This window comes from Clostridium sp. N3C, assembly GCF_900095445.1.
Taxonomy (GTDB): domain Bacteria; phylum Bacillota; class Clostridia; order Clostridiales; family Clostridiaceae; genus Clostridium_AU.
The window spans coordinates 1-23,687 of the sequence record NZ_FMJL01000053.1 but is presented as its reverse complement, the minus strand read 5'-3'; the positions used below and the strand labels follow the sequence as shown (position 1 = coordinate 23,687).

The 23,687-nt window shown below is 31.1% G+C and carries 27 protein-coding genes and 2 tRNA genes; 11 read left to right on the top strand and 18 right to left on the bottom strand.

From position 1 onward, the window contains the following. Positions 1-281: 281 nt before the first annotated feature. Entirely contained in the window at positions 282-1,214 is a 933-nt protein-coding gene (locus N3C_RS12600; RefSeq protein ID WP_074366376.1) for a GNAT family N-acetyltransferase, read from the bottom strand. Between the two features lie 228 nt (positions 1,215-1,442). Here N3C_RS12600 and N3C_RS12595 point away from each other — a divergent pair, with 228 nt between their 5' ends. From N3C_RS12595 to N3C_RS12585, 3 genes are all read left to right on the top strand, one after another. After that, positions 1,443-2,915 carry an SH3 domain-containing protein gene (locus N3C_RS12595; protein ID WP_143312678.1) on the top strand — a complete coding sequence of 491 codons (1,473 nt, stop codon included), beginning with the start codon at positions 1,443-1,445 and terminating at the stop codon, positions 2,913-2,915. 77 nt (positions 2,916-2,992) lie between these two features. Continuing rightward, positions 2,993-4,198, top strand: coding sequence for a class I SAM-dependent methyltransferase (locus tag N3C_RS12590; RefSeq protein ID WP_074366375.1), 1,206 nt, complete (start codon positions 2,993-2,995; stop codon positions 4,196-4,198). Positions 4,199-4,311: 113 nt separating this feature from the next. Continuing rightward, the gene (locus N3C_RS12585; RefSeq protein ID WP_074366374.1) at positions 4,312-5,205 is read left to right on the top strand and encodes a phage holin family protein; all 894 of its coding nucleotides are present in this window, start codon (positions 4,312-4,314) and stop codon (positions 5,203-5,205) included. A 23-nt stretch (positions 5,206-5,228) separates the two neighbouring features. On the opposite strand, the gene N3C_RS12580 is transcribed toward N3C_RS12585, so the two are convergent. From N3C_RS12580 to N3C_RS12565, 4 genes are all read right to left on the bottom strand, one after another. Next, positions 5,229-5,987, bottom strand: a complete 759-nt coding sequence (locus tag N3C_RS12580; RefSeq protein WP_074366373.1) for a tRNA threonylcarbamoyladenosine dehydratase — start codon at positions 5,985-5,987, stop codon at positions 5,229-5,231. A 49-nt stretch (positions 5,988-6,036) separates the two neighbouring features. Further along, a complete protein-coding gene (locus N3C_RS12575) occupies positions 6,037-6,489 on the bottom strand; it encodes an S-ribosylhomocysteine lyase (protein ID WP_074366372.1) in 453 nt (150 codons plus the stop codon). A gap of 82 nt (positions 6,490-6,571) precedes the next feature. Continuing rightward, positions 6,572-7,261, bottom strand: a complete 690-nt coding sequence (locus N3C_RS12570) for a hypothetical protein (RefSeq protein ID WP_074366371.1) — start codon at positions 7,259-7,261, stop codon at positions 6,572-6,574. 17 nt (positions 7,262-7,278) lie between these two features. After that, positions 7,279-7,968, bottom strand: coding sequence for a hypothetical protein (locus N3C_RS12565; RefSeq protein WP_074366370.1), 690 nt, complete (start codon positions 7,966-7,968; stop codon positions 7,279-7,281). A gap of 167 nt (positions 7,969-8,135) precedes the next feature. Between N3C_RS12565 and N3C_RS12560 the strand changes: the two genes are divergently transcribed. The 5 genes from N3C_RS12560 (at position 8,136) to N3C_RS12540 (ending at position 12,510) form a co-directional block, all read left to right on the top strand. Then, positions 8,136-8,831: a 5'-methylthioadenosine/adenosylhomocysteine nucleosidase gene (locus N3C_RS12560; protein WP_074366369.1), complete on the top strand. Its 696-nt coding sequence runs from the start codon at positions 8,136-8,138 to the stop codon at positions 8,829-8,831. A gap of 204 nt (positions 8,832-9,035) precedes the next feature. After that, positions 9,036-9,470 carry a phage holin, LLH family gene (locus N3C_RS12555; RefSeq protein ID WP_074366368.1) on the top strand — a complete coding sequence of 145 codons (435 nt, stop codon included), beginning with the start codon at positions 9,036-9,038 and terminating at the stop codon, positions 9,468-9,470. 209 nt (positions 9,471-9,679) lie between these two features. Further along, positions 9,680-10,312 (top strand): hypothetical protein, encoded by a 633-nt coding sequence (locus N3C_RS12550; protein WP_074366367.1) that lies wholly within the window; start codon positions 9,680-9,682, stop codon positions 10,310-10,312. Positions 10,313-10,469: 157 nt separating this feature from the next. Then, complete coding sequence (locus N3C_RS12545; RefSeq protein WP_074366366.1) at positions 10,470-11,585, top strand: polysaccharide pyruvyl transferase family protein; 1,116 nt, start codon at positions 10,470-10,472, stop codon at positions 11,583-11,585. Then, complete coding sequence (locus N3C_RS12540; protein WP_074366365.1) at positions 11,572-12,510, top strand: glycosyltransferase; 939 nt, start codon at positions 11,572-11,574, stop codon at positions 12,508-12,510. Before N3C_RS12545 ends, N3C_RS12540 begins: the two co-directional genes overlap by 14 nt. Before the next feature lie 82 nt (positions 12,511-12,592). Here the strand turns inward: N3C_RS12540 and N3C_RS12535 are convergent, their stop codons facing one another. Next, positions 12,593-12,940: a hypothetical protein gene (locus N3C_RS12535; RefSeq protein ID WP_074366364.1), complete on the bottom strand. Its 348-nt coding sequence runs from the start codon at positions 12,938-12,940 to the stop codon at positions 12,593-12,595. A gap of 165 nt (positions 12,941-13,105) precedes the next feature. Between N3C_RS12535 and N3C_RS12530 the strand changes: the two genes are divergently transcribed. Further along, on the top strand, positions 13,106-13,792 hold the full coding sequence (locus N3C_RS12530; RefSeq protein WP_074366363.1) for a hypothetical protein: 687 nt from the start codon (positions 13,106-13,108) through the stop codon (positions 13,790-13,792). A 53-nt stretch (positions 13,793-13,845) separates the two neighbouring features. Here N3C_RS12530 and N3C_RS12525 read toward each other — a convergent pair whose 3' ends face one another. From N3C_RS12525 to N3C_RS12505, 6 genes are all read right to left on the bottom strand, one after another. Continuing rightward, positions 13,846-15,087 (bottom strand): DUF1015 domain-containing protein, encoded by a 1,242-nt coding sequence (locus N3C_RS12525; protein WP_074366362.1) that lies wholly within the window; start codon positions 15,085-15,087, stop codon positions 13,846-13,848. A 150-nt stretch (positions 15,088-15,237) separates the two neighbouring features. Next, the gene (locus tag N3C_RS12520; protein ID WP_074366361.1) at positions 15,238-16,149 is read right to left on the bottom strand and encodes a D-2-hydroxyacid dehydrogenase; all 912 of its coding nucleotides are present in this window, start codon (positions 16,147-16,149) and stop codon (positions 15,238-15,240) included. Positions 16,150-16,532: 383 nt separating this feature from the next. Continuing rightward, positions 16,533-16,718, bottom strand: a complete 186-nt coding sequence (locus tag N3C_RS12515; RefSeq protein WP_074366360.1) for a hypothetical protein — start codon at positions 16,716-16,718, stop codon at positions 16,533-16,535. Positions 16,719-16,869: 151 nt separating this feature from the next. Continuing rightward, the gene (locus tag N3C_RS15135) at positions 16,870-17,028 is read right to left on the bottom strand and encodes a hypothetical protein (protein WP_178377827.1); all 159 of its coding nucleotides are present in this window, start codon (positions 17,026-17,028) and stop codon (positions 16,870-16,872) included. 96 nt (positions 17,029-17,124) lie between these two features. Further along, entirely contained in the window at positions 17,125-17,904 is a 780-nt protein-coding gene (locus N3C_RS12510; RefSeq protein WP_178377826.1) for an EFR1 family ferrodoxin, read from the bottom strand. A gap of 31 nt (positions 17,905-17,935) precedes the next feature. Then, the gene (locus N3C_RS12505; protein WP_074366358.1) at positions 17,936-18,616 is read right to left on the bottom strand and encodes a beta/alpha barrel domain-containing protein; all 681 of its coding nucleotides are present in this window, start codon (positions 18,614-18,616) and stop codon (positions 17,936-17,938) included. Between the two features lie 241 nt (positions 18,617-18,857). Between N3C_RS12505 and N3C_RS12500 the strand changes: the two genes are divergently transcribed. After that, the gene (locus N3C_RS12500; RefSeq protein ID WP_074366357.1) at positions 18,858-19,778 is read left to right on the top strand and encodes an ABC transporter ATP-binding protein; all 921 of its coding nucleotides are present in this window, start codon (positions 18,858-18,860) and stop codon (positions 19,776-19,778) included. Continuing rightward, a complete protein-coding gene (locus tag N3C_RS12495) occupies positions 19,778-20,953 on the top strand; it encodes an ABC transporter permease subunit (protein ID WP_074366356.1) in 1,176 nt (391 codons plus the stop codon). The genes N3C_RS12500 and N3C_RS12495 overlap by 1 nt, the downstream gene beginning before the upstream one ends. Before the next feature lie 73 nt (positions 20,954-21,026). Here the strand turns inward: N3C_RS12495 and N3C_RS12490 are convergent, their stop codons facing one another. The 6 genes from N3C_RS12490 to N3C_RS12465 all read right to left on the bottom strand — a co-directional run bounded on the left by N3C_RS12490 (position 21,027) and on the right by N3C_RS12465 (position 23,589). After that, the gene (locus tag N3C_RS12490) at positions 21,027-21,299 is read right to left on the bottom strand and encodes a hypothetical protein (protein WP_074366355.1); all 273 of its coding nucleotides are present in this window, start codon (positions 21,297-21,299) and stop codon (positions 21,027-21,029) included. A gap of 42 nt (positions 21,300-21,341) precedes the next feature. After that, positions 21,342-21,848 carry an NAD(+) diphosphatase gene (locus tag N3C_RS12485; protein WP_074366354.1) on the bottom strand — a complete coding sequence of 169 codons (507 nt, stop codon included), beginning with the start codon at positions 21,846-21,848 and terminating at the stop codon, positions 21,342-21,344. Positions 21,849-21,990: 142 nt separating this feature from the next. Next, entirely contained in the window at positions 21,991-22,686 is a 696-nt protein-coding gene (gene sfsA / locus N3C_RS12480; protein ID WP_074366353.1) for a DNA/RNA nuclease SfsA, read from the bottom strand. An 88-nt stretch (positions 22,687-22,774) separates the two neighbouring features. Continuing rightward, the gene (locus N3C_RS12475; RefSeq protein ID WP_074366352.1) at positions 22,775-23,179 is read right to left on the bottom strand and encodes a hypothetical protein; all 405 of its coding nucleotides are present in this window, start codon (positions 23,177-23,179) and stop codon (positions 22,775-22,777) included. 211 nt (positions 23,180-23,390) lie between these two features. Beyond that, a tRNA-Glu gene (locus N3C_RS12470) sits at positions 23,391-23,462 on the bottom strand. A 55-nt stretch (positions 23,463-23,517) separates the two neighbouring features. Further along, positions 23,518-23,589, bottom strand: a tRNA-Glu gene (locus N3C_RS12465). Positions 23,590-23,687: the final 98 nt, after the last annotated feature.

The window sequence follows — 23,687 nt, the reverse complement described above, 5'->3', positions numbered from 1 at the left end:
CGCTTTATTTATTTCACAGGTTTTTACCTGTCAAAGAAATCGCTGACCATGATTTATTCTGTAAAGAATTATCATTTAATCTCTGTTCAATTTTCAAAGACCAAGATTTAAAAATCTTTACTGTCACCTGACAGCTTTTATATATTAACACGTTTTTTTTAACGTGTCAATACTTTTTTTATTTCTTATCGCTTGTTATTAATTAGTTACCTAAGCGACTTGTTTATAATATCACGGTAAAAAACTTATGTCAATAATTTTTTATCAAAAAATTTTAAAAATCATTTATTATTTATAATATAAAAAGTTTTATGGTCTCTCCAAGCTCCATTTATAAGCAAATATTCTTTATTTATTCCTAGCTCCTTAAATCCATTGGACAGTAAAACTCTTTGGGATTTTATATTGTCTAATAAAGTAGATGCTTCTATTCGATGCAAGTCAATTTCATTAAAAGCATACTTTATCACCAGTCTTACAGCCTCTTTCATATACCCTCTACCTTCATAATCTTTGTCTAAGGAATACCCTATATTACAGCTTCTAAAAACCCCCATGATTATATTGCTTAATTTTATCCTGCCTATAATCCTGTTATCTTTAAATATTCCAAAAGTTAAATCTGTTCCATTTATATATTGGCTGTAGCTTTCTATTAAAATTCTTTTCTGCACTTCTAAGGTATAGAAGGATTTTTCCCTGCTAGGTTCAAAAGCCTCTAGAAATTCCCTATTTCTTACATAGTAATCCAGCATAGCTTCAGCATCTTCAGGGGTTAGAATTTTCAATTCAATATTTAGTCCTTTTAGCTTTAATACATTTGACTTATGAAATCTTTCAAAATCTAAATCAGTAATTCCAAATAAAAGTTCCGTTTTATAATTGCCGTTGAAAACTATATTCTCATCTAAAATTCCTTCCAAAGTAAATCCCAAATTAGTAAAAGGTAATATATCGTTTTCTTCATCAATTAATATATTTACCTTATGAGCATTAGTACAATGAAATATTTTTTCAATAAAAATTCTCAGAGCTTCCTTAAGTATTAAACTATCATTTTTTCTGTAATAGTTAATTCTAAATATACAGCTGCGGTACTCAGCCTGGTAATCTACTAAAAAGATCCTCCCTGCAGTTATCCCAGTGGAATCTTTAATTATATATTGATCATTCTTACCTGCTACATTTTCAATAAATGCTATTTTGTTTATCATTTTCCATCTCTCCTAAGCCTTCCGCATAAAATATTCACAACAACTACTACATATAAAATCATATTACTATTAAAGATTTTATTCAAGAAATATAATTTTTCTATCCTTAGTTAGTTCTTTATACTTCCATTGAGTATAAGCTTTGAAAATATTATAATTTACATATAGTAAATTTAGGAGGTGCTTATTATTAAAAAGACTTTTTCCCATAAACTCATCACCTTATTATTGAGCATTATAGTTATGCTAATAATAGTAGTAGCCTTATGTATAAACATAAAAAATAGAGTTTCAGTTTATGTAAATGTAAGCAAAGAAGATAATATTGCAAATAATTCTATTAAAGAAGAATCTCAAAACAGCAAAAGAGATGATAATGAAAAAGAGAAGATAGAAACAGAGGATAACATGAACAAAGAAGCTTTTAAGACCTCTGTTCAAGACGGTCAAGGAATTCTAACTCCTAATGTTAACAAGGAACAAATTACCTCTAGTTATTGGACAAGCATCTATGATGATAATGAAATATTACTTACCAAGGATCAGATAGATAAAGTTAATAGCTATATAGTAGATAATGTGGATACCGTTTATGATTTATCTAAATATCCAGACTCTATAAAAGGTTCACACTTACTTGCTATGATAAATGAGTACAAGCTCCCTAATAAAACTATGTATGATTATAAAGGTGCTTCATTAACTAAAGATTTTTATAATAGTATAAGTGAAAACACAAATAAATCTTCTATTAAAGAGGATAATAAAGTAGGTTGGGGCATTACAGTTAAAAAGTCTTCTATAAGAAGCTTTCCCACGGATGTATCTGTTTATAGTAGCAGTTCAAACCAAACTCTAGATAGATTTCAAGAAACAGGCATAAATCCTTGTGAGATAGTAATAATTCTTCATGAAAGCACAGATAAGGATTGGTACTTTGTTCAATCCTATAATTACAGAGGTTGGATTAAAAGTAGTGACGTTGCTATATCAGAAAATAAGGATACCGTTATAAATTACATGAATAGCAATAAATTTATTATAGTAACTGCTGCTAACCTAAAGCTTAATTATGATAATCTAGAATTTGAATTTATGATGGGTTCTAAAATACCTCTTGCAGAGAAAAGTAATGCTTCCTCTGACTACTTAGTAAAGCTACCTATAAAAAATAGTGAAGGAAAGCTAGAGTTTATAGAAAAAAAGATAGCAAATACTATAGATGTACATTTAGGTTATCTGCCCTACACTGCATATAATGTAATTACAGAAGCCTTTAAGTTTCAAGGATATCCCTATGATTGGGGAGATAAATTCTCCGGACGCGACTGTTCTAGTTTTACCTCTTCAGTTTATAGAACCTTTGGAATCTATCTTCCAAGGAATACAGATGAGCAGGAAATTAGCTCTAATAACTTTATAAAATTTACCTCTGGTCAATCTTATAATGAGCGAATTAAAATCCTGGAAAACTTAAAGCCTGGAGCTCTGTTCTTTATGCCAGACCATACTATGATGTACCTCGGTAAAGTTGGAGATAAACATTATATGATCCACGCCTTTTTAGGCTATGGTATCAATAGTAACGGCACAATTAAATTTCAATCCGTTTATCAAGTTGCAGTAACTACCGTTGATCTGCTAAACTCAAAAGGTATACCTTATATTAACGAATTTACATCTGTAATACAATTTAAATAAACTTATATGGAACACCCTAGAAAACTTCGGTATTATACATATACCACATTTTCCTAGGGGAAGGAGGTAAAAGTTCAATGAACAAACAAAGTATAAATAAAGTTAAACTCTTTCTTATGGGTCTAGAAAGCCGATTCAGTGAAAATAAAGATATCTTTAAAGGTATTTATGTAACATATACTGCAGGGTTAAAAGAGTTTAAAGGTACCGGTCACTATAATAACGAAAAAATAAGCTATAATTTTGGAGGGAAGACAGAATTACTAGAAATAAAAGAACTCTGCAAAAAAATAGCCGATGACTGTGCCCAATACGACTGCCTATCCTTGCTTTATAGAGAAAGAGGAACGAATCTTTTAATATCTGCTGATAATAAAAACGTAAAGATGACTACCACCGATGTTAAAGATAGTGAAGATGAAAATACAAAAGCTTCATCCAATAATACTCATATAGCTGAGACTTCCAGCCTATTAAATAGAGATTATTATATCAAACCTGGTAAAGCAGATGCTCTATTAAAAGAGATTGGAATAATGAGCAAGGAAGGAAAAATAAAGAATGACAAAATAAGAAAGTATAATCAAATAGATCACTATGTAGAACTGCTTGAAGGAATAATAGATAAATTACCTTCTGATGAAACAATAAATGTTATAGATTGTGGTTGTGGTAAATCTTATCTTACATTTGTACTAAATTATTATTTAACAGAAGTAAAGAAGAAAAAGTGTCACTTTATTGGTATAGATTATTCCCCTACAGTTATTGAAGCTTCAAAGAAAATGGCAGATAATCTAGGCTACAGAAATATGGAATTTCACGCCATGGACATTAAGGATTTTAAAACTAATAAAAAGATTCACATTGTAATTTCTCTCCATGCTTGTAATACCGCTACAGACATGGCCCTTGCCTTTGGTGTAAGATTAAAGTCCCAAGTTATAATTGCAGTACCTTGTTGCCAAAGGGAACTTTTAAATCAATACAGCTATGAACCTTTCAAGGGCATAATAAAGCACGGAATATTAAAAGCCAGAATGGCAGATATACTTACCGATGGTATGAGAGCTTTGATGCTGGAAGCTAAAGGTTATGATGTATCCGTTGTAGAGTACATATCTCCTCTTGAAACTCCAAAAAATCTGATGATTAGAGCTGTAAGAACTGGTAAGGAAAATCCTACTGCTATGGATGAATATGTGAATTTAATGTCTCAGTTAAACGTGTATCCTTCTTTATACCAATACATAAAGGAAATTGATATGGATCAATATAATTAATGATAAGGGAAGTGGTAAAAACTTACCTTAGTTTTTTGTTATAAAATTTGTAGCAAAAAGTCAATTTATTAAATATATTGTACCAGGGAGGAGATTCTATTGGGTGGCTATTTATGAATAATCTAATGAAACTTTCAACGGATAATTTGCAAAATAAGATTATTATGGGTATATTTCTCTCAATCATTTCTTCTTTCAAAACAGAATTAATTATACTTGTATTAATGATTATACTAGATACTCTCACCGGTACTCTTTATGCTATCAAAATGAAAAAATTTAGCATGAAAGGACTTAAAAGAGGTCTAAAAAAAATCCTCTTCTACTCCTTGTTAGTTCTAGTTATACGACTTGTTGAAATTGGAATTTCTTCTTTATATTCAACAACCATATTAACTAATATAATTACCAGTACCTTGATAATTATTGAAGTCACCAGTTCCCTAAAAAACCTAGTGCTTCTTGATGTACCATTGCCTAAAGGAATTGCAGACTTTATTCTAAAACAAGTTTCAAACACTCCAATTTCAAATTTAGTTTTATCTTCAACCCATAATAAAGATTATATTGAAGAGATTAACGATATGCTTAACGTAGTTCTTCCAATTATAGAAGATAAAAACTTTAGGCACTTACTTGAAATCAAGTTTGAGGAATGGACTTCACTGGTTAATCATATTGATATAGACTTTAATAAAATATATTCTAATAACAGTGAAATATTATTTTTTAGGCTATCAACCTTAATAAGTGCAACAAGACTTAGAATCAGAGACCGTTGGCAAAAGGAAGGAATTCCATCGGATTGTACCAAAACCTTTGATGATTGGCATGAAATCAAATTTAATAAATGGTTGGCTACTTTAAAACTAGCTTGCATCAATGATACCGACATGGATAAAAAGAAAACAGAAATAATAGAAAAATTAATTATCTTCCTATACAAAACTATAACAGACATCAAAAAAGCAGAAATTGATAAATTAAAAGGGTGCAAAACTGAATAGCCTTGCATCCTTTAATTTAAATATTATCTAATACCAATTATATCTTTAACTACTTCTCCACCAATTATCATACCTGCCACCGGTGGAACGAAGGATATGCTTCCTGGAATCTGTCTTCGGATTGTACACTTTTTAGTACCGCCGGTGCATACGCAACCGGTTTTACAGGTTATAACCTCATCCTCCTTGGGCTTTCTAGGCTCTTCCTCGGAGTATAGAACCTTGAGGCTATCTACGCCTCTTTTTCTAAGCTCATATCTCATAACCTTACATAAAGGACATACTTTTGTCTTATATATATCCGCAATTCTAAATTGTGTTGGATCTAACTTATTTCCTGTGCCCATGCAGCTTATAATTGGAATGTTATGCTGTTTACACCATACTACCAATGAAAGCTTTGAAGATACTGTATCAATAGCATCTACCACGTAGTCAGTATCCTCTGAAATTATTTCGCTAATATTATCTTCCTTTACGAAGGTTTCAAAGGTTGTAACTTCGCATTTTGGATTTATTTGAAGTACCCTTTCCTTCATAACTTCAACTTTACTTTTACTTATAGTTTTAAAAGTAGCATGTATCTGCCTATTTATATTTGTGAGACATACAGTATCATCATCTACTAAAACTAATTTTCCTAATCCAGCTCTTACTAGAGCCTCTACAGTAAAACTGCCTACACCGCCTATTCCAAATACAACTACCTTGCTAGACTTAAGCTTATCCAAAGCTTCCTTACCTATCAAAAGCTCCGTTCTCGACAGTGCGTGCTGAGCCATTTATATCTCTCCTTTTACACTATAAAATCTTTTCTTTTGCACTTTCTGCTTATCCAAATACTTTATCACTTATACCTTGAACTAAAACCTTATTAGCATAGCTTATAGCTTCCTCTAAGGAATGATCTTTGCAGTTTCCGCATGCTACCTCTGTAGTAGCAGGAACCTCTGTAGACTTAACTACATCCTTTAAGGTCTTTTCTAAAGCACCAATTATATCATTCACATCACGGTCACCCCATACAGTTAAGTAAAAGCCTGTTCTGCATCCCATTGGTGATAAATCTATGATATCATCTAAGTAATCTCTCATATAAGTAGCCATTAAATGTTCTAGTGCATGCATTCCTGCAGTATTCATGAATTCTTTGTTAGGCTGCATAAATCTTAAATCAAACTTTGACACCTGATCGCCATTAGGTCCTGTATATAAACCAGCTTTTCTAACATAAGGAGCTTTAACCTTTGTATGATCTAAAGAAAAACTTTCTACCTTTGCCATAGTAACCTCCAATTAATTGATTTTTCATGTATACACAATATCATTATTAAGATAAATTTTCAACAATTTCATTAAGAAGATGCTAATCAAATAACTTTTCCATCTTACTTACAAAATCCTTATCTAATCCACTAGCAAATTTGTCAAAATTTTTCTTATTCACTTCCTTTTCAACACCAAGCTCCTTTAATTGTTGATCTAACTTTAATAATATGTCCTCATGATTTTCCTCTTTACTTTCAACCAGACCTCCATGGTTTAATTCTGCACTATCACCATTACTAAATATAACTTTATAAGATACAACATAAGAAAAGTCAAAGGTTCTCTTTACCATAACCTTTACTTTACTTATATCACTATATTTATACACAACACCGGCTGGACTTATAGGTGAAGCTACTTTAATACCATACTTATAAACAATTGAATAATTAGTAATCCCTAAATATATCACTCCTATAAATGCAATAAGACCTATTGTCTTAACAATTTTTCTTCTTCTAGAAGGCTTAGTCTTATAATCTTGTAAGTCTTTCTCTTGTATACTGTCATATATATATTCAGTGGCTAAAATCACAGCAAATATCGGTAAAAAACTTAGGCTACTAGCAACAAAAAATAAATAATCTACCCTTGCAAATATCTTTAACTGAATAATACTATACCCAAAAAGCAATGCTAGTACCAATATGATGGTAACTATTAATTTAACTATAGTTTCTAAATTATTAAGACCCCTGTCAAAAACAATTTCACAAAATTCAGCCATTCTTAATTTTATATTGTCTAATTAAACAACTTTTCAGCATCACTTCCAAAATACTTGGCTATTTCATCAGTCTTGAAATTTTGATTATTTATCTCCTTTTCAACACCTTGAGCTTTTAATTCTTTATCTAATTTTGATAATATTTCCTCATGCGTTCCCTCTTTTTCTTTATACATAAATCCACGATATAGTTCTGCGCTATCACCATTATTAAAGGTAACTTTATAAGAAATACTATAAGTTCCGTTAAGTTCTTTATTTACTGCAACCTTAACTTTGCTTATATCACTATACTTATACATAACTCCCCAAGGATTTTTAGCTGAAGCTACTTTAATACTATCCTCATATAAAATTGAATAGCTTGTCATTCCAATATACATAATTGCAATAATTATTATAGTTAATGCTATCTTTCCCACTTTTCTCAATACTAAAATCTTATGTCTTTCCTCTTCATCGTTATTTTTATTACTTTTGATCTTCTCTTTCATTTTTAAATATTCAAATTGGATAACATAAATTATAATAGCTACTGGTAAAAAAACCACTCTATTAACTATAAAAAGTAAATAATCTCCTCTACCAAATATAAGTAACTCTATTTGCTGATAAATTAAGAATAATCCAAATGAGAACATTATAACAAGTAATACAAGACTTATAAATTTAATAAGCCCAAAAACTCCCTTTTTTATATAATCCATAAAAGTTCTATCCTTTCCTTTTATTTAAAATGTTCTTATATAGTTATATATATACTATATTATAACATTAATTTTAATTTATGTATATTTTATCTTTTTCTCTTGACATTAATTTCTCATTTCTGTATTTTTATAATACTATATTAAGATAATTTTGGAGGTAAATTATGATTATTGGTATTATAGGCGCTATGGAAGAAGAAGTAAGAAAGCTCAAGGATGAAATGATCATAGAAACTAAATTAAACAAGGCTAGAATGGAGTTTTTTCAAGGCAAACTCTGGGATAAAAATGTTGTAGTAGTAACCTGTGGTATTGGTAAGGTTAATGCTGCTGTTTGTACTCAAATTTTAATAGACGACTTTAAAGTAGACAAAATTATAAATGTAGGTGTAGCAGGAGGAATTGGTGAAGATCTAGTGCCTGGCGATGTAGTTATTGCTTCAAATTTAGTGCATCATGATATGGATACTACCGCTTTCGGTGACAAAATCGGTCAAGTTCCAAGAATGGATACCTATGATTTTAAGTGTGATGAATCTTTAGTTGAAGCTGCTAAAAAAGCTTTCAGCAATATTAAAAATCACAAGAGTCTTGTGGGAAGAATAGTTTCCGGTGACCAGTTTATCGCAGATGTAGAAAAGGTGCGCTGGCTTAAGTCTGAATTTGATGCCTTAGCCTGCGAAATGGAAGGTTGCAGCATTGCACAGGTTTGCTATTTAAATTCTATCCCCTTTGTTGTAATACGTTCAATTTCCGACAATGCTAACACTGGAGCTCATATGGACTTTGATAAATTTGTTCCTATAGCCGTTGAAAACTCTCTACATATCCTAAAAGAAATGCTAAATAATATTCAATAGTTAGTAAAGAATAAGGAGATTCCAACAAAAGGAATCTCCTTTAATTATTTTAGTTCCTAATATATAAATAAATTTCTTCTTGAATACATATCCTTTTTACAAAAATCCCAGACAAACTACTTAAATCTACTCCACATAAAAAGTGTCAAGGTTCTTTCTGTCAGAATATACTATAATATAGCAAACTAATAGGAGGGAACTTCCATGACTAGTCAATTATTGACCTATATTATAGTTTTCGCCGTTGCTTTAGCAGTTATAGCTATCGTTGTTGGTCTAGTCCCTTTCTTAAGAAAAAAAGGAGTAAACTTAAACTCCTACTTTGCTACTGCAAATAATGTAGTAACTAAAGCCAACTATACCATAGACTTTTTAAACGAAGTTATGCCTGATAATAAGGTTGTAGATATTCTTGAAATTATTGCAAAATGGGCAAAAATAGCTGTAGGTAACGCTGAACAACTATATCATACCGGAGAAATTAAGAAAGATGAAAGAGCCGAAGTTGCTAATAAGGTTGTAATTAATGTATTGGAAATGCTGAATATAGAAGTGACAGATAATTTAAAAACTTTAATTAATGCTGCAATTGAAGATGCTGTTAACACTTTAGGACATGAGATAACTGCAGCAAAATAATTGCTTTCAAAGGTAAAATATTATAAAAGAAAATATTTAATTAAAAAAGATTCAGCACCGCTGGATCTTTTACATTATTCAAAATCACTTGAATCCAAGTTATAAATACTAGCAATCACCTATCAGTAAAGCAATCATATTATAAATACTATGGAGAATATTAATGGTTACAGTATGTAAAAAAATAAAGGATATCGGAGGAATACCTTATGGATAGAACAGAACAGGATATTTTAGACTTGCTGAAAGACCCCTTCTTTGGACTATGTGAAATAAAAAAAGAGGTCCAGGCTATTGAAAGTGTAACTCTGAACTCCTCTTATGGCTTAAAAGCAATTGAATCTAAGATAGCTGCTATTGAAAGCAATTTACTCAATTTCTCAACTGTTATAGAGGAAATAAAAAATAATAATGTTCAAAATTATACTACTGGAATTGTTGCAGCAGATAGAAGTACAAAAAGCTTGATTGCCATAGTAAATAATAATACAGCTAAGGATCAGATTGTGACAATTAATGTACTCACTTATTATTACGTTAGCCAAGCACCTGACTATAAACCAGTGTTTCAAAATCGAGGAATAGTTCAAAAGATACAACCGACAAACGGTAACGATGAAAATATAGTAATAGCTCCTAAGTCTACCATAATATCAGTTTACAATTTAGCACCAAGCAATACTAATGCCTTCTCTATTTTATATGAAGTCCAATATTTAGGCTTAGTTGAAGGGGTAACTACCTATACAGCAACTCGTAATGTAGCTCCTCAGGAAGGAATTGAAAACAGTTCTTGGATACCTTCCAATGTCTACAGACATTCCGATTTAATACCCTTATAGTTATATTCTCAAGCACCTCATATTTATACACTTTTTATAATAAGCTTTGAATATTCACTTAACTATTATAAAAAGCATATTCTAATAACATACAGATATATAGGCTTATATAGTCTTTAATAAATGTATAAATTTATCCTTTAAAGGAGTTGAAGTAGTGAACAGCAAAAAAATATTATATTTAGGTTGGATTGGTTACGGTAATATTGGAGATGACTTATTATTTGATGTATTTAAAAAAATGATTTCAAACATTTCATCGGATATTGTTGTCAACTACTATTGCCCTTTTTCTAAAAAAAATATTAATTTAAAAGATTATGACCTTGTTGTATTAGGAGGAGGTTCTTTACTAGGCAAACATTCTGAGTCCTCCATAAGTCCTTTTGTATTATATTCTTTAAAGGTTGTTCAGGAAGGAATTCCTCTAGTTATATGGGGCAGTGGTATAGATGTGAGAATCAGGGAATATGCCGATAAGTTTTTAAATTCTTATATTGATAAAAATAAAAATGCTACTCTTAGTTCAAATCCTTATTATAAGACTATTATAAATTATTCTAAAGCAGCTGGTGTAAGAGGAAACCTAACCAAGTATATCATTAACTTAGATAAGTTAGAAACTATCGGTGACCCTGGAATAATATTTGACAAAGTCTTCCCAAATATACCAGACTTTAAAGACTTCGCTGATATTAAAGCAAGCAATAAATTAGTACTAATAAACTGGGGCACTTCCTTTAATAGAATCTTAGGGCAAAGTGAGGAAGCTATTAAGGAAGAACTTAAAAAAGTAATAAACAAACTCCTAAACCATGGATATGAGATTGTTATATATCCTGTTTGGGAAAAGGATATAGAAGCCTGCAAAAACTTAGCCAGTGACTTTGTAGGCAAAAAAGTAAAATGCATAGACAAGCTTTATAATGTATACCAAATCATCAGCTTAATTAAAAAATGTAAATTTACGATTAATTTCAAACTCCATGCTAATATACTCTCTATGGCCTATAAAAAACCTTTCATCTGCCTCAGTTACGGCTTAAAGGGATACGACTTTTGCGATTCTATTAATTCAACTAAACTATGCATTTTTACAGATGAAGTGAAAGCAGAAAATATTTTAGAAAAAATCAATTATATAAGATTAAACTACAGGGACTTACAAAATAAATTCAATAAATTTATTAATATTTACTATAAGAAACACCTAGACTTTATAGATAATATAGTGAAAATTACAAAGGTGAGTGGTGAGAATGAAACCGTATAAGATCTTATTTATTACCAAAGACTTTAGCAACAACATTGAAAGAAATACGGTGTATTTTTCTGAGGAATTAGCCAAGCATTGTGATCTAACTCTTTGGTATACTCCCGGTGATATAAATGAGATTTTAGAAGAACTACATTTAGAGCCAGATTTTATTCTAATAAACGATATGAGGCATACTAGGTCTCCAAAAATCACCGGACTTTCCTCCTTAAAAATCCCTTTTGGTATCATTATGCACGACTTACATTATAGGGTGGAGGAAAGAAAAAGTTATATTAAAGAAAATAACGTAACAAAAATTTTTTCAATATATAGAGATGCTTTTTACAAAGATTATTCAGAGTTTAAAGATTATATGTATTGGCTACCACATTTCGTAAATACTGATATTTTCAAAGATTATGGATTAAAAAAAAGACATGACATTCTAATGATGGGCATGATTTCAAAGGTATATCCTTTAAGAAAAAAGATGCGTCTTTACTTTAAAGGAAGAAAGGGATTTATTTATAGACCTCATCCCGGTTATACTAACACAAGTAAGTACAGTTACTTTGGTAAAAGCTACGCCAAGGAAATAAACAGGTCCAAAATCTTCATAACTGACGATTCTATATTTCACTATCCCTTAATAAAGTATTACGAAGTTATAGCCTGTAAAACCCTATTACTAGCACCAACCTCTAAGGAATTAGAAGACTTAGGCTTTATTCCTGGTGTTCATTTTGTAGATATAGACGAGAATAATTTTGCGGAAAAGGCAGAATATTATTTAGCTCATGAAGAGGAACGGCTTAAAATTGCTGAAGAAGGCTATAAAATGGTTCATTCTAACCATTCAACGGCCCATAGAGTTCGTCAATTTCTAAATATATTGGATAGCTTTAATCTTACAAGGACTGGTGAAACTGAACAAGACTGAATTTGCAAAATTCAAATTTAGGCTTTTTCTACAGCAAAGCTGCGAAAAAGCCTTTTCATTTTAATTGTGCATTTTCAATCACTTATTCCTCTTCATCAACTTCATCATATCCATAATCTTCAAAGTATTCATCTTCAATTACATTTCTAGCTTCTATAAACTTATTTTCCCTTACTCCCTTATATATAACCTCTAGCTTGTAACTCTTATTCTTACTAAGACCATTGATGATAATTTCTCCTTTACTATTTGTATACCCTTCTCCTAAAAGATGTAATGATTTATCCTCTTTTTCTACATATACCTTTACCAAGGCCTTCTCTGCAAAATAACCGTGCCAATCTTTAACTACTACCCTTACTCTTCTTTTATTGCTTTTGACCTCCTCTTCCTTTGTGATAGCCAAATATTTATCTATTGGCAAACTCATTATATTTCCTCCTAATACATACTGCTAAAAAATACTAGAGATAAACCATAATATAAAATATGACATTTACTTTATATTTGTTCGGCATAAGTCAGTAGCTATATGAATAATGCCCCTGTAAAAATAATATATATAATGAGAAATACTTCATAAGAGGTTAGAAAAATGCTGCGTAATTTTATAAGCGTAACAGGTATTACTCAGGAAAAAGATCTGCCAAAAAGGGTAAAGGGAGAACTGTTACAGCATTCTGATATTGACTATATATTTATACCTGGTAACCGTCCTAGAATAAAGGAGCTAACTCATATAAGCATCAGTGTAGATATAAAAAATCACAGAATTATAAAGAGTCCTAAGGGTAGTACAATAGTTTTAGACGGCTTAAAAAAGCTTAAAATAACTTACGTACCTGAAGGTAGATCAAAAAAAACTATTCAAGCAGAACTATACCTTCCTTATAACACATACCTAGAATTGCCGGACGGAGTAAATGATATAGGCAAGGTTGATGTCTATATATTAGACGCTTATTTTGAGTTGATTGAGGGAAGAAAAATTTACAGCTTTATTTTCTACATGCTTGATATTGAATATAAATCAAAAAAATCTCATAGAAGATATTCAGATGAAGATCCAGAAGATGTAGATACAGAAGAATCTGAAATTGAACCAAAAGAAAATATGCCCCCAAAACTTGAAAGTGCAGAAGACTTTCTTAATGAATTACAGAAGTCTCTCTTTCCCTTTACCAATAATGAGTCTGAATTTAGTTTTGAAGATGACTTAGATGAAGATAATATCGATGAGGAAAATACTGATTATGATGAGAAAGATAATGGGGAAACTTAAAAAGCCTTCCCCTTATCTATTTTTCTTAATATACACCCCGCATAAGGATATTATTATAACTCATGTATAAACAAACCACTTCTAAGCTTTGGCTCAAACCAAGTAGACTTAGGAGGCATTACCTGACATGCATCAGAAATTGCCATCAAATCAGCTATGGTGGTAGGATACATGGAAAACGCTAACTTCATATCCTTATTGGCTCTTCTTTCTAATTCCTTTAGCCCTCTAATTCCTCCTACAAAATCGATTCGATTGCTTGTACGCGGATCCTCTATTCCTAAAATAGGCTTAAGGAGATTATTTTGCAATATGGATACATCCAATCTTGCAACAGGGTCATCAGAATCATAAGTACCTTCTTTTGCAAGAAGCTTATACCACTTTCCTTCTAAATACATACCGAAGCTGTGTTTTTGATCTGGCTTATAGGCTCCTTCTCCTTCATAGACACTTACATGAAATTTTTCAGAAACCTTAAGCATATATTCATCTTTAGACAGACCATTTAAATCCTTAACCACCCTGTTATAATCCATAATTTGAAGATCCTTGTCCGGGAATATAACGGATAAGAAATAATTAAATTCCTCTTCTCCAGTGTAGTTTGGATTCTGCCCTCTTCTCATCATTCCTACTTTAACTGCCGAGGCTGCTCTATGGTGTCCATCTGCTATATATAGGCTTTTTACCCCTTGAAAATAATGAACTAAGGCTTTTATATCCTCTTCCTTATCTATTTTCCAAACTATATGAGTAACTTTATCCTCTGCAACAAAATTATAAAGAGCTTCCTTTGCAGTATATTTGTCTATAATTTTATTAATTTCATCACGACTTCTATAGGTCAAAAAGATTGGACCAGTATTTGCATTACAATAATCTACGTGGTTTATTCTATCCTGTTCCTTATCTGCTCTTGTATGCTCATGCTTCTTTATTACATTATTTCTATAATCATCTATTGAAGTACATGCAACTATACCAGTCTGAGCTCTTCCATTCATTATCTGTCTATATATATATAAATAGGGATTTTCATCTCTTATAAAAATCTTCTTATCAATCATGCCATAAAGATTTTTCCTAGCTTTTTCATAAACAACTTTATCATATATATTTACAGATGGGTCTAAATCAATTTCTGCCCTATCCACATGAAGAAAGGAATAAGGATTGCCTTTAACCATTTCTCTAGCCTCTTCTGTATTCATAACATCATAAGGAAGAGCTGCTACTTTATCCGCTAATTCTGGAACAGGTCTCACTGCCTTAAAAGGTCTAATTATTGCCATTTATCTTTTCACCTCAGTTTATTAATTAGAATACAAGTAATTCTTAAATTATTTCCTTGGAAATATACTCAAATAATATATATCGCATTGCCCTACATAAAATTCCGTAAGGAATCTTATATAGAACAATGCGCTTAAACTCTTGATTATTTATTTAAAAAATTCATCTATAATACTAACTATTTCCTCACCAATTCTCTTTTGAGCTTCAACGGTTTGTGCTCCTATATGAGGAGTTACTGATACATTTCTATGATTTACTAAAGCTTCGTTCTTAGTAGGTTCTTCTACAAATACATCTATACCTGCGCCAGCTAGTTTTCCGCTATTCAAAGCTTCTAATAGAGCCTCTTCGCAAACAACTCCACCTCTAGCACAATTTATAAGATATGCTCCATCTTTCATAAGAGCAATTTCTTCCTTACCAATAATAGCTCCCTTATTTTTATCTAATGGAATGTGCAAGGATAAGAAATCTGCTTTCTTTAAAACCTCTTCAAATTCGCAGTACTCAAATTCATCAAAGCCTTCAGCCTTACCTATTATATCATAATAAACTACATTCATACCAAGGGCACTAGCTTTCTTAGCTAATTCCTTAGCAATTCTTCCAAAACCAATAAGGCCCAAAGTCTTACCTGCAATTTCGATTCCTTCATACTTTTTCTTTTCCCATTTACCTTCTCTCATGGTTACGTTAGCTGTATTAACAAATCTAGCTAAAGCAAACATGTGTGCAAGAGCTAATTCTGCAACAGATGCACTACTAGCATTTGGTGTATTGGTAACCTTAATTCCCATTTCTGTAGCATAATCTACATCGATATTATCTACCCCAACTCCACCTCTTATAATAAGCTTCAATCTTGGATTTTCTAAAGCCTTGTCTATAATTGGCTTTCTTATTTTGGTAGCTGATCTTACTACTACTGCATCAAACTGCTGTAAAGCTTCCCCAAGAGCCTCTGGCTCATAAAATTGCTCTACTACCTCATAACCTAGCCCCTTCAATTTTTCGATGGCGCTTGCCTCCATACCATCTGTTACTAATACTCTATACATTAATAGCCCCCCCATTTATTTATTGTTGCTATGTAAAGGTATTTATTATAGTAAAATTCCTTCACTATACTTTGCATCTACAAGTTCATTTAAACAATCCTGCAATTTATTAAAATTTCATAAACAATTATACTACTAATTTTATATGGTTGTCAAAACTTTACCTAATAGTTTTTTGATTTTTACATCGATATTTTTCCTCAATTTCAAATGTGTCCGTTACTGGTAAACATTTTTTATCTATTGTCCATGATTTTTTTATTTCATTTATTTAGCTATAATTCCTTTCTAGTTTTGAATTTTTTATTTAGTAATGCTTCATTTTTCTGAAAATAATTCTTATACTTATTCCTAATTCTCCCCAATATATCTTCTTATTTATACTAATTTCTATTTAAAACTTCTGTAATACTATGAAAATAATCCATGCTACACTTTCCTTTTTCCCAATGCTTGCAGCTTTCACAACTTGAAAAAACTGCAGAATTACTAAGCAATTTAAAACTAAAGTGAGGCTCATATTCAGGACAATTCTCTGCTACCATACCTTTTAACTCTTCTGATATCATTGCTATGCCCTCCATTGATCCATAAATATTCAGCTAACTTTGATTAAACTTTATATAATTTCTGAGCTTTATTATTCCCATTGGTAGCAGATTATATTATAAAAAACCCCCTAGGCTTAATCTTATAGCACTAGGAGGTTACAAAATTATTTTAAATCAGTGCAGATTCAGTCTCTCTACAGTATCTCAACAAGAGACAACTACCTAGGTTTCTTGGACATCTTCTACATAAACAGTTCTCTACCTTTCCATCACATTTCTTTTCCTGATATTCTGGACAATGCTTACAGTTGTCTCCTCCTACCGCCATCTTAATCCTCCTTATTATTCTATAATCTAGCCATCATTTTAAATATTTATATGAACAAATCTCATTATAAAAGGTGTAACTAAGTTACACCTTTTATTATACTATATTCAAGTTCCTTACTACTAATTTTTTATTTCTGACTAGCCTATATCCCTTGAAGGTTATCGCTTCTTGAGGACATATACACATGCATCTCATGCAGGTAACACAGTTACTATGAAAAACTACCTTTCCATTATCTAGGGTTATGTTACTGCATGGACAATTTCGTAGGCACATACCACAACTTACACATTTATCTGTGCATTTAAAATACTGAACTAAATTATATTTTTTGTAGTTACTAATTACATCTTTTATCTTCTTTATGTATACTTTTCCCTTACTAGTATTTTCTATATTAGGCCTTTCTAAAAGAAAATCATTAACTACTCTTTTAATCTTATTAGCTGCTCTAATCATAATTTTTATAGAATTCCTATCTTTAAAAACATTTCCTTTGCTCTTAAAGTTTAGATTAGATGGCATAATTATATTTACCTGGGATATAAGATTATATCCCTTTTCCTTCATACGCCTTCCTAATAGATCAAGGGCAGCTGAATTTCCCCAGGTATTAGTGGCAAAAACAATACAGTTCTTTTTGCTATTCGTTTCCGGTAAATCATCAATAAACCTATTAACAATCCTAGGGCTATCATCAAAGTATATTGGTGTTCCAATTATTAAAAAATCATATTGATTTTCTATCAAACTTATCTTTTCTATATTTATAGTTTCAAGATCCACTCCATACTTATTGAAATACCTTTTAAACTTATCAGCAACCCACTTAGTATTACCAGTACCACTAAAGTAGTACATAACCCCTTTCATAACATCACCCATTTATACATAATACTTTTTGTTAATTGTATTCATCCTTATACCTATCCCTATACTTATCCATTAGCTCACCCATAATATTTGCAGCTGTAGGTGGAGTATGGGTTATAGCATTAGCACCGGCTTCTATTGTTTCTGCAATGCTCTCCTCAGTGGGGCCTCCAGTAGCTATTATAGGAAACTCCGGGAACTCCTTTCTTATCTTCTTAACTAAGGCAGGAGTGTTCTTTGCAGCAGAAACATTTAATATACTAGCTCCAGCATTTATTCTAGCCCTTACATCCTCATACTCAGATATGACCGTAACTATTATTGGAATATCAATAGCATCTCTCACTGATTCCAAAATTTCATTAGAAATAGGACTATTAACCACTACCCCCATAGCACCTTTAAATTCAGCATCTAAAGCTAAATTTACAACCCTTTTTCCCATAGTAGTTCCACCTCCTACTCCACAAAAAACTGGTACATCGGCAGCCTCTACTAATGTTTGAGTTATTAAGGGCTGAGGAGTAAATGGATAAACAGACATGATGGCATCTGCATTAGTATTCTTTATAACAGCAACATCTGTAGTAAATATAAAAGACTTTAACCTCTTTCCAAATACCTTTATTCCACTAGCTTCTCTTATAATGTTAGGCACTTCAATAATATGACTCCTTAATATTCCTTTTACTTCAGGCACAAACTTTGCCATTCATTATTCCTTCTTTCTAATCTTATTTATATTAATATATATATTTTCATATAGAAATAATTATTTTCTCATATATATACGATAATAATTATACTTAGTTATCCATTATTTTGTAAACGTATTGATAATTCTTCTCTTTCATTTGCAGCAGGTAATTTATTACTGTATAATAATTAATATATTGTTAATTATATCACAAATACCAATATTTAAACCTTGTTTATGAAAGGAGTTTTATCAATTGTACGTTTTAGAAGTAAATAATGTCTCTAAATATCTAAGCCATAGACCAATAGTAAAAGATATTTCTCTTCAAGTCAAGGAAGGTGAAATATTTGGTTTCCTTGGTCCAAATGGAGCAGGTAAAACCACTACTATAAAAATGATTGTAGGACTAATCCACCCAAATAGGGGAAGTATTAAAATTATGGGAAAGGACATTCAAACAGAAAGAGAGCAAGCCCTTCTTAACGTTGGTGCCGTAGTGGAAAACCCTGAATTATATTTATATATGAGTGGATTAGAAAATCTTCGCCAGCTAGCAAGAATAAATAAAAATATCACCCAAAAGGACATAGATGAAATAGTTGAATTTGTTGGACTTAAAGACAGAATAAAGGATAAGGTAAAAAAGTATTCTTTAGGTATGAAGCAACGGTTAGGTTTAGCCCAAGCTCTCCTATGTAATCCTAAACTTTTGATACTAGACGAACCTACTAACGGTCTAGATCCATCTGGAATAATCGAATTTAGAAACCTAATAAAAAAGCTAGCTAAAGAAAGAAATATAGGTGTTTTCGTTTCTTCTCATATGCTTTCCGAGGTTCAACAACTCTGTGATAGAGTAGCTTACATAAATAATGGAGAAATACAAGCTATTGAAAGCATAATACCATCTGAAGATGATCCAAAAAGCAATATAAATACTATAGTATTATGCACCACTGAACAAGAAAAATGTTCAATAGTTCTGAAAAACCTATCATTTATACAAAATTGTATTTTAAAAGATAATCTATTTGAAATTGAAATAGAAAATGGCTTAACTCCTCAACTTGTTTTTGAGCTTGCAAATCACAAGATCCCAGTAGAAGAAATATACAAGAAAAAGCAGGATCTTGAAGATAGATACTTGGAAATTGTTGAAGGAGGGGACAAGTAATGATGGGATTAATAAAAAATGAATTTAAGAAATTGTTGTTAAGGAAAAAGATATTAATATCTTCAATAGTTTTTGGTATATTATGTGCATTAATGTGTTTAATTATGGGCATATGGAGCACATACTATACTAAAAAAAATCAAATTGAATTACAGCAAAGCTTAATTAAAAGTTATGAAGAAGATTTAGAAAAAGCAGAAACAGAAGATGACAAAAAAGCTATCCAAGCTAACTTAGATGAAGCTAAAACTTATCTTCAAGTTATAGAAAATATGCCTTCAGAAGATGATCATAACTGGAAAAACAATGTACAAACCTCCATTAATAATTTACAAGAAGAATTCAATACTTTGCCTGATAACAGTGGTGAAAAAGAAACTATTAGAAAAAAAATACTTGTATATGAAGAATTATTAAATAAAGATATAAAACCTATGGCAGATAGCAGTGCAAAAGGTTTTAAAATGCTTCAATATCTAATAGCTGCTCTAGGTTCACTGTTTACAGCTATTATAGTTATAATAATATCTTCTGATGCAGTATCTTCAGAATGTACACCACCAACACTAAAAATGCTACTTACAAGACCAGTTAAGCGTGGAAAGGTTCTAGCTTCTAAATTTATTGCTGCTTTTATTAGCTCCTGTATTGTTATCATTGGTCTAGAAATCATTGCATCTATTGTTATGGGGCTTATATTCGGTTTTGGTGATCCATTATATCCTATAGCAGTAGGCACAGATTATAAGATAACTACACTAAATGCTATTGTTGGTAAAGAGGCTATAGCTGTGTTTAATAGCTCTTATTTAACAAGTACAATTGTTTTTCTTTTAAAATCAATATTATTACAATTATTATTTATATTAGCTGCCACTTCTTTTTTCCTAATGATTTCTACATTGGTAAAGAGCAGTTCAGCCTCTATATCTATTAGTATAGTATCCTTAATAGCCATTCAAATTTTAAGCGTTATCAGTAATGTAAAACCTATATTACCCTTCCTGTTTATGACCTATGGTAATACAACCTCTATTTTAACTGGTGAGGTAAAGTATTCAACCTTAAGTTCCTTGCCTTCACCAGCTTTTGCAATAATAATATTGTTAGGGTGGACAATGATACCTTATATTATTGCTCATTTGAATTTTACCAAGAAAGATATATTGGTATAGACTATAATATAAAGACCTTTATCTAAAAAAGATTCAGCAAAAGCTGAATCTTTTTTGATAAACCTCTTTTTCCTTACCACAGGAAGTTCTTCTTTTTATTTCCTATTCCCATCGTAGTGGCCAACCCTAAACCTGCTACTGCTCCTATAACTCCAGCAGCTAGTACATAATACTCAGTCTTACCTTTAAACATTCCCTTATTTTCTTCTTTAGATTGGTATTTATTCATTGTTGAATAAACACCTTCTCCTTCATGTTCGTGATTATGATTGTGGTACGGCATCCTCTTACGTCTCACAAGTTTACCCATCTCTTTATCCAAATTTATACCTACATTTAAATTCAAGCTAAACACCTCCTATTTGTATTATGCTCATATTCTTTGCAATTAATCGGAGGTGATATTGTTAATTTCTCTCAAAACCTTATTAACAACTCTCTTGCCAATTTCATCTTCCTTCATTTCATTTAAGGCATTTTCCAATAGTATCCATTCAACTTCTTCTACCTCATGTGACTTATTAATTTCGCCACCAGCATAGCTAGCCATAAAAGTAAACATAATGATTTCTTTAGATTTAAGATATTCACTACCAAGATATTTTATATTTTTTACACTAATTCCTGTTTCTTCTTTAACTTCTCTTACTACTGTTTCTTCAGCGCTCTCTCCATTACTTATATAACCACTAATAAGAACTTTTGAATTTTTAAATATATAGCTTTGTTTTAATAGTAATATTTTATCTTCTTTTATTACAGCTACCATTATGCATGGCTTAGGTGTATCAAAAAACATTATGTCATCATTGATACAATAGGGGACGCCTCCTTCATCCCAACTATACTTCTCTACTAATTGCCTTCCACATCTTGGACAAAACTTATATTTCATATATCCCCCTACATATTACCTATTATTCTTACTAATTCATCTATTATAACCATTTTACCACAAACATATTGTGCCTCGCTATTGATAATATATTATTAAAGGGATATACTGCTCTTAAAGCAATATATCCCTTTAATATAAATTATAATATTATTTCAATCTTTTTATTAAGAGTAATGGAATTCTCCGTAACTATACTATTATAAGCATAAACATCCACTCCATTACTACTAGCATATCTTAAAGCTTCTCCAAAGGCCATATCCATTTCATCATTAGGTCTAAAACGTTCTATGTTATCTATGGCAATTAGAAATAGAACACCTGCACCCTTACCAGAATTCACAACCTCCACCAGCTCCTTCAGATGCTTTGCACCTCTCTCTGTTGGAGCATCGGGAAACATAGCTGTTCCATCGTTCTCTAAGGTAACACCTTTAATTTCTAAATAGTATTCCTTGTTATTACTAGTATTAGTAAGTTTAAAGTCGAATCTACTATTTCCAAAAGTTTTTTCCCTTTGAATCAAGTCATATTCCTCTAATCCCTCTATTTTTTTAGCAATTAGCGCTTCTTCTACAACCTTATTAGGCACATGAGAATCTATGTTTATTAGCGTGTCGCCTTTATAACCAGCAATTAAATCATAGGGTGTTTTTCTAGAAGGATTATTTTCCTCTCTAAGTAATACAGTAGATCCAAAGGTTAATATTTCTTTACACCTACCAGTGTTCGGTACATGCACCATTAACTCTTCACCATTTAATAATACATAGGCCTGAAACCTATTAGGCCTTTTAATAAATTTAGCTTTTACTATATTTTTTCCTATTAACATTTAATTTCCCCTCAATATTCTTTAGTTCTACATAATTCTATGAAGTTATCCACCTTATCCACAATCCACTGTATCTTTTTGTGGATAACTATTGTTTGTTGTTACTTTTTCTCAACAATTCTCTTACTTTGTAACAAATACTAAAAATATTGTCTATAATTATCTCTCTAGGTTCATTTAATATCCAACCTGTTATAGCATCATTTATATACTCATCATCATATACTTCTAATTCTTTTTTATAATAATTATAGTCTTCATCCTTATATTTCTTACAATATAAATCCAAAATACTTTTTAAGTCCAATAAATAGTTAGTAGCTACTTCATATTTTTCTTTGACCTTTTTTATGGTGCTACTATTTGCCTCCCCACAATCAGATATTATTTCTATTATATCTTCCAATGCTAATATAAGCTTATTAGCATAGTGCTCTAATTTTGAAATAATATTACTATCAAAATCAGATTCATAAAAAACCCCAGTACCCATCCATCTAAAACTATCTTTATAAAGGATAATTTCTTAATAAATCAGTATCTCCTATTAAGATAGCTTTACCTCCAATCTTATATCATTCCTGCTATTGAATATATATGATATAGATAGAAATATTATTCGTATACAACTGGGTATCCTTTAGACTTTAACTAATAAAAAGTAAAAGTCTAAGTAACTAATACTTAGACTTTTACTTTTAAAGTGACCCCTAGGGGACTCGAACCCCTGTTACCACCGTGAGAGGGTGGTGTCTTAACCGCTTGACCAAGGGGCCATAAGCAATTATTGAAAATAATAAAAGTTATTTAAACTTTAATTACTTATTGAAGTGACTCCTAGGGGACTCGAACCCCTGTTACCACCGTGAAAGGGTGGTGTCTTAACCACTTGACCAAGGAGCCAAAAAAACTTATAACATCGTTATATGGACCATAAGGTACTATCAACGATGTGAGTCCTAATCATTCTATTAAGAATGTAAAGTATTTTTTAACCTGGC

Bases quoted from the DNA above. Each gene is read 5' to 3' on its own strand.
- N3C_RS12600 (WP_074366376.1), bottom strand. From the start codon at position 1,214: ATGATAAACAAAATAGCATTTATTGAAAATGTAGCAGGTAAGAATGAT.
- N3C_RS12590 (WP_074366375.1), top strand. From the start codon at position 2,993: ATGAACAAACAAAGTATAAATAAAGTTAAACTCTTTCTTATGGGTCTA.
- N3C_RS12585 (WP_074366374.1), top strand. From the start codon at position 4,312: ATGAATAATCTAATGAAACTTTCAACGGATAATTTGCAAAATAAGATT.
- N3C_RS12580 (WP_074366373.1), bottom strand. From the start codon at position 5,987: ATGGCTCAGCACGCACTGTCGAGAACGGAGCTTTTGATAGGTAAGGAA.
- N3C_RS12575 (WP_074366372.1), bottom strand. From the start codon at position 6,489: ATGGCAAAGGTAGAAAGTTTTTCTTTAGATCATACAAAGGTTAAAGCT.
- N3C_RS12570 (WP_074366371.1), bottom strand. From the start codon at position 7,261: ATGGCTGAATTTTGTGAAATTGTTTTTGACAGGGGTCTTAATAATTTA.
- N3C_RS12565 (WP_074366370.1), bottom strand. From the start codon at position 7,968: ATGGATTATATAAAAAAGGGAGTTTTTGGGCTTATTAAATTTATAAGT.
- N3C_RS12560 (WP_074366369.1), top strand. From the start codon at position 8,136: ATGATTATTGGTATTATAGGCGCTATGGAAGAAGAAGTAAGAAAGCTC.
- N3C_RS12555 (WP_074366368.1), top strand. From the start codon at position 9,036: ATGACTAGTCAATTATTGACCTATATTATAGTTTTCGCCGTTGCTTTA.
- N3C_RS12550 (WP_074366367.1), top strand. From the start codon at position 9,680: ATGGATAGAACAGAACAGGATATTTTAGACTTGCTGAAAGACCCCTTC.
- N3C_RS12540 (WP_074366365.1), top strand. From the start codon at position 11,572: ATGAAACCGTATAAGATCTTATTTATTACCAAAGACTTTAGCAACAAC.
- N3C_RS12535 (WP_074366364.1), bottom strand. From the start codon at position 12,940: ATGAGTTTGCCAATAGATAAATATTTGGCTATCACAAAGGAAGAGGAG.
- N3C_RS12530 (WP_074366363.1), top strand. From the start codon at position 13,106: ATGCTGCGTAATTTTATAAGCGTAACAGGTATTACTCAGGAAAAAGAT.
- N3C_RS12525 (WP_074366362.1), bottom strand. From the start codon at position 15,087: ATGGCAATAATTAGACCTTTTAAGGCAGTGAGACCTGTTCCAGAATTA.
- N3C_RS12520 (WP_074366361.1), bottom strand. From the start codon at position 16,149: ATGTATAGAGTATTAGTAACAGATGGTATGGAGGCAAGCGCCATCGAA.
- N3C_RS12515 (WP_074366360.1), bottom strand. From the start codon at position 16,718: ATGATATCAGAAGAGTTAAAAGGTATGGTAGCAGAGAATTGTCCTGAA.
- N3C_RS15135 (WP_178377827.1), bottom strand. From the start codon at position 17,028: ATGGCGGTAGGAGGAGACAACTGTAAGCATTGTCCAGAATATCAGGAA.
- N3C_RS12510 (WP_178377826.1), bottom strand. From the start codon at position 17,904: ATGAAAGGGGTTATGTACTACTTTAGTGGTACTGGTAATACTAAGTGG.
- N3C_RS12505 (WP_074366358.1), bottom strand. From the start codon at position 18,616: ATGGCAAAGTTTGTGCCTGAAGTAAAAGGAATATTAAGGAGTCATATT.
- N3C_RS12495 (WP_074366356.1), top strand. From the start codon at position 19,778: ATGATGGGATTAATAAAAAATGAATTTAAGAAATTGTTGTTAAGGAAA.
- N3C_RS12485 (WP_074366354.1), bottom strand. From the start codon at position 21,848: ATGAAATATAAGTTTTGTCCAAGATGTGGAAGGCAATTAGTAGAGAAG.
- sfsA (WP_074366353.1), bottom strand. From the start codon at position 22,686: ATGTTAATAGGAAAAAATATAGTAAAAGCTAAATTTATTAAAAGGCCT.
- N3C_RS12475 (WP_074366352.1), bottom strand. From the start codon at position 23,179: ATGGGTACTGGGGTTTTTTATGAATCTGATTTTGATAGTAATATTATT.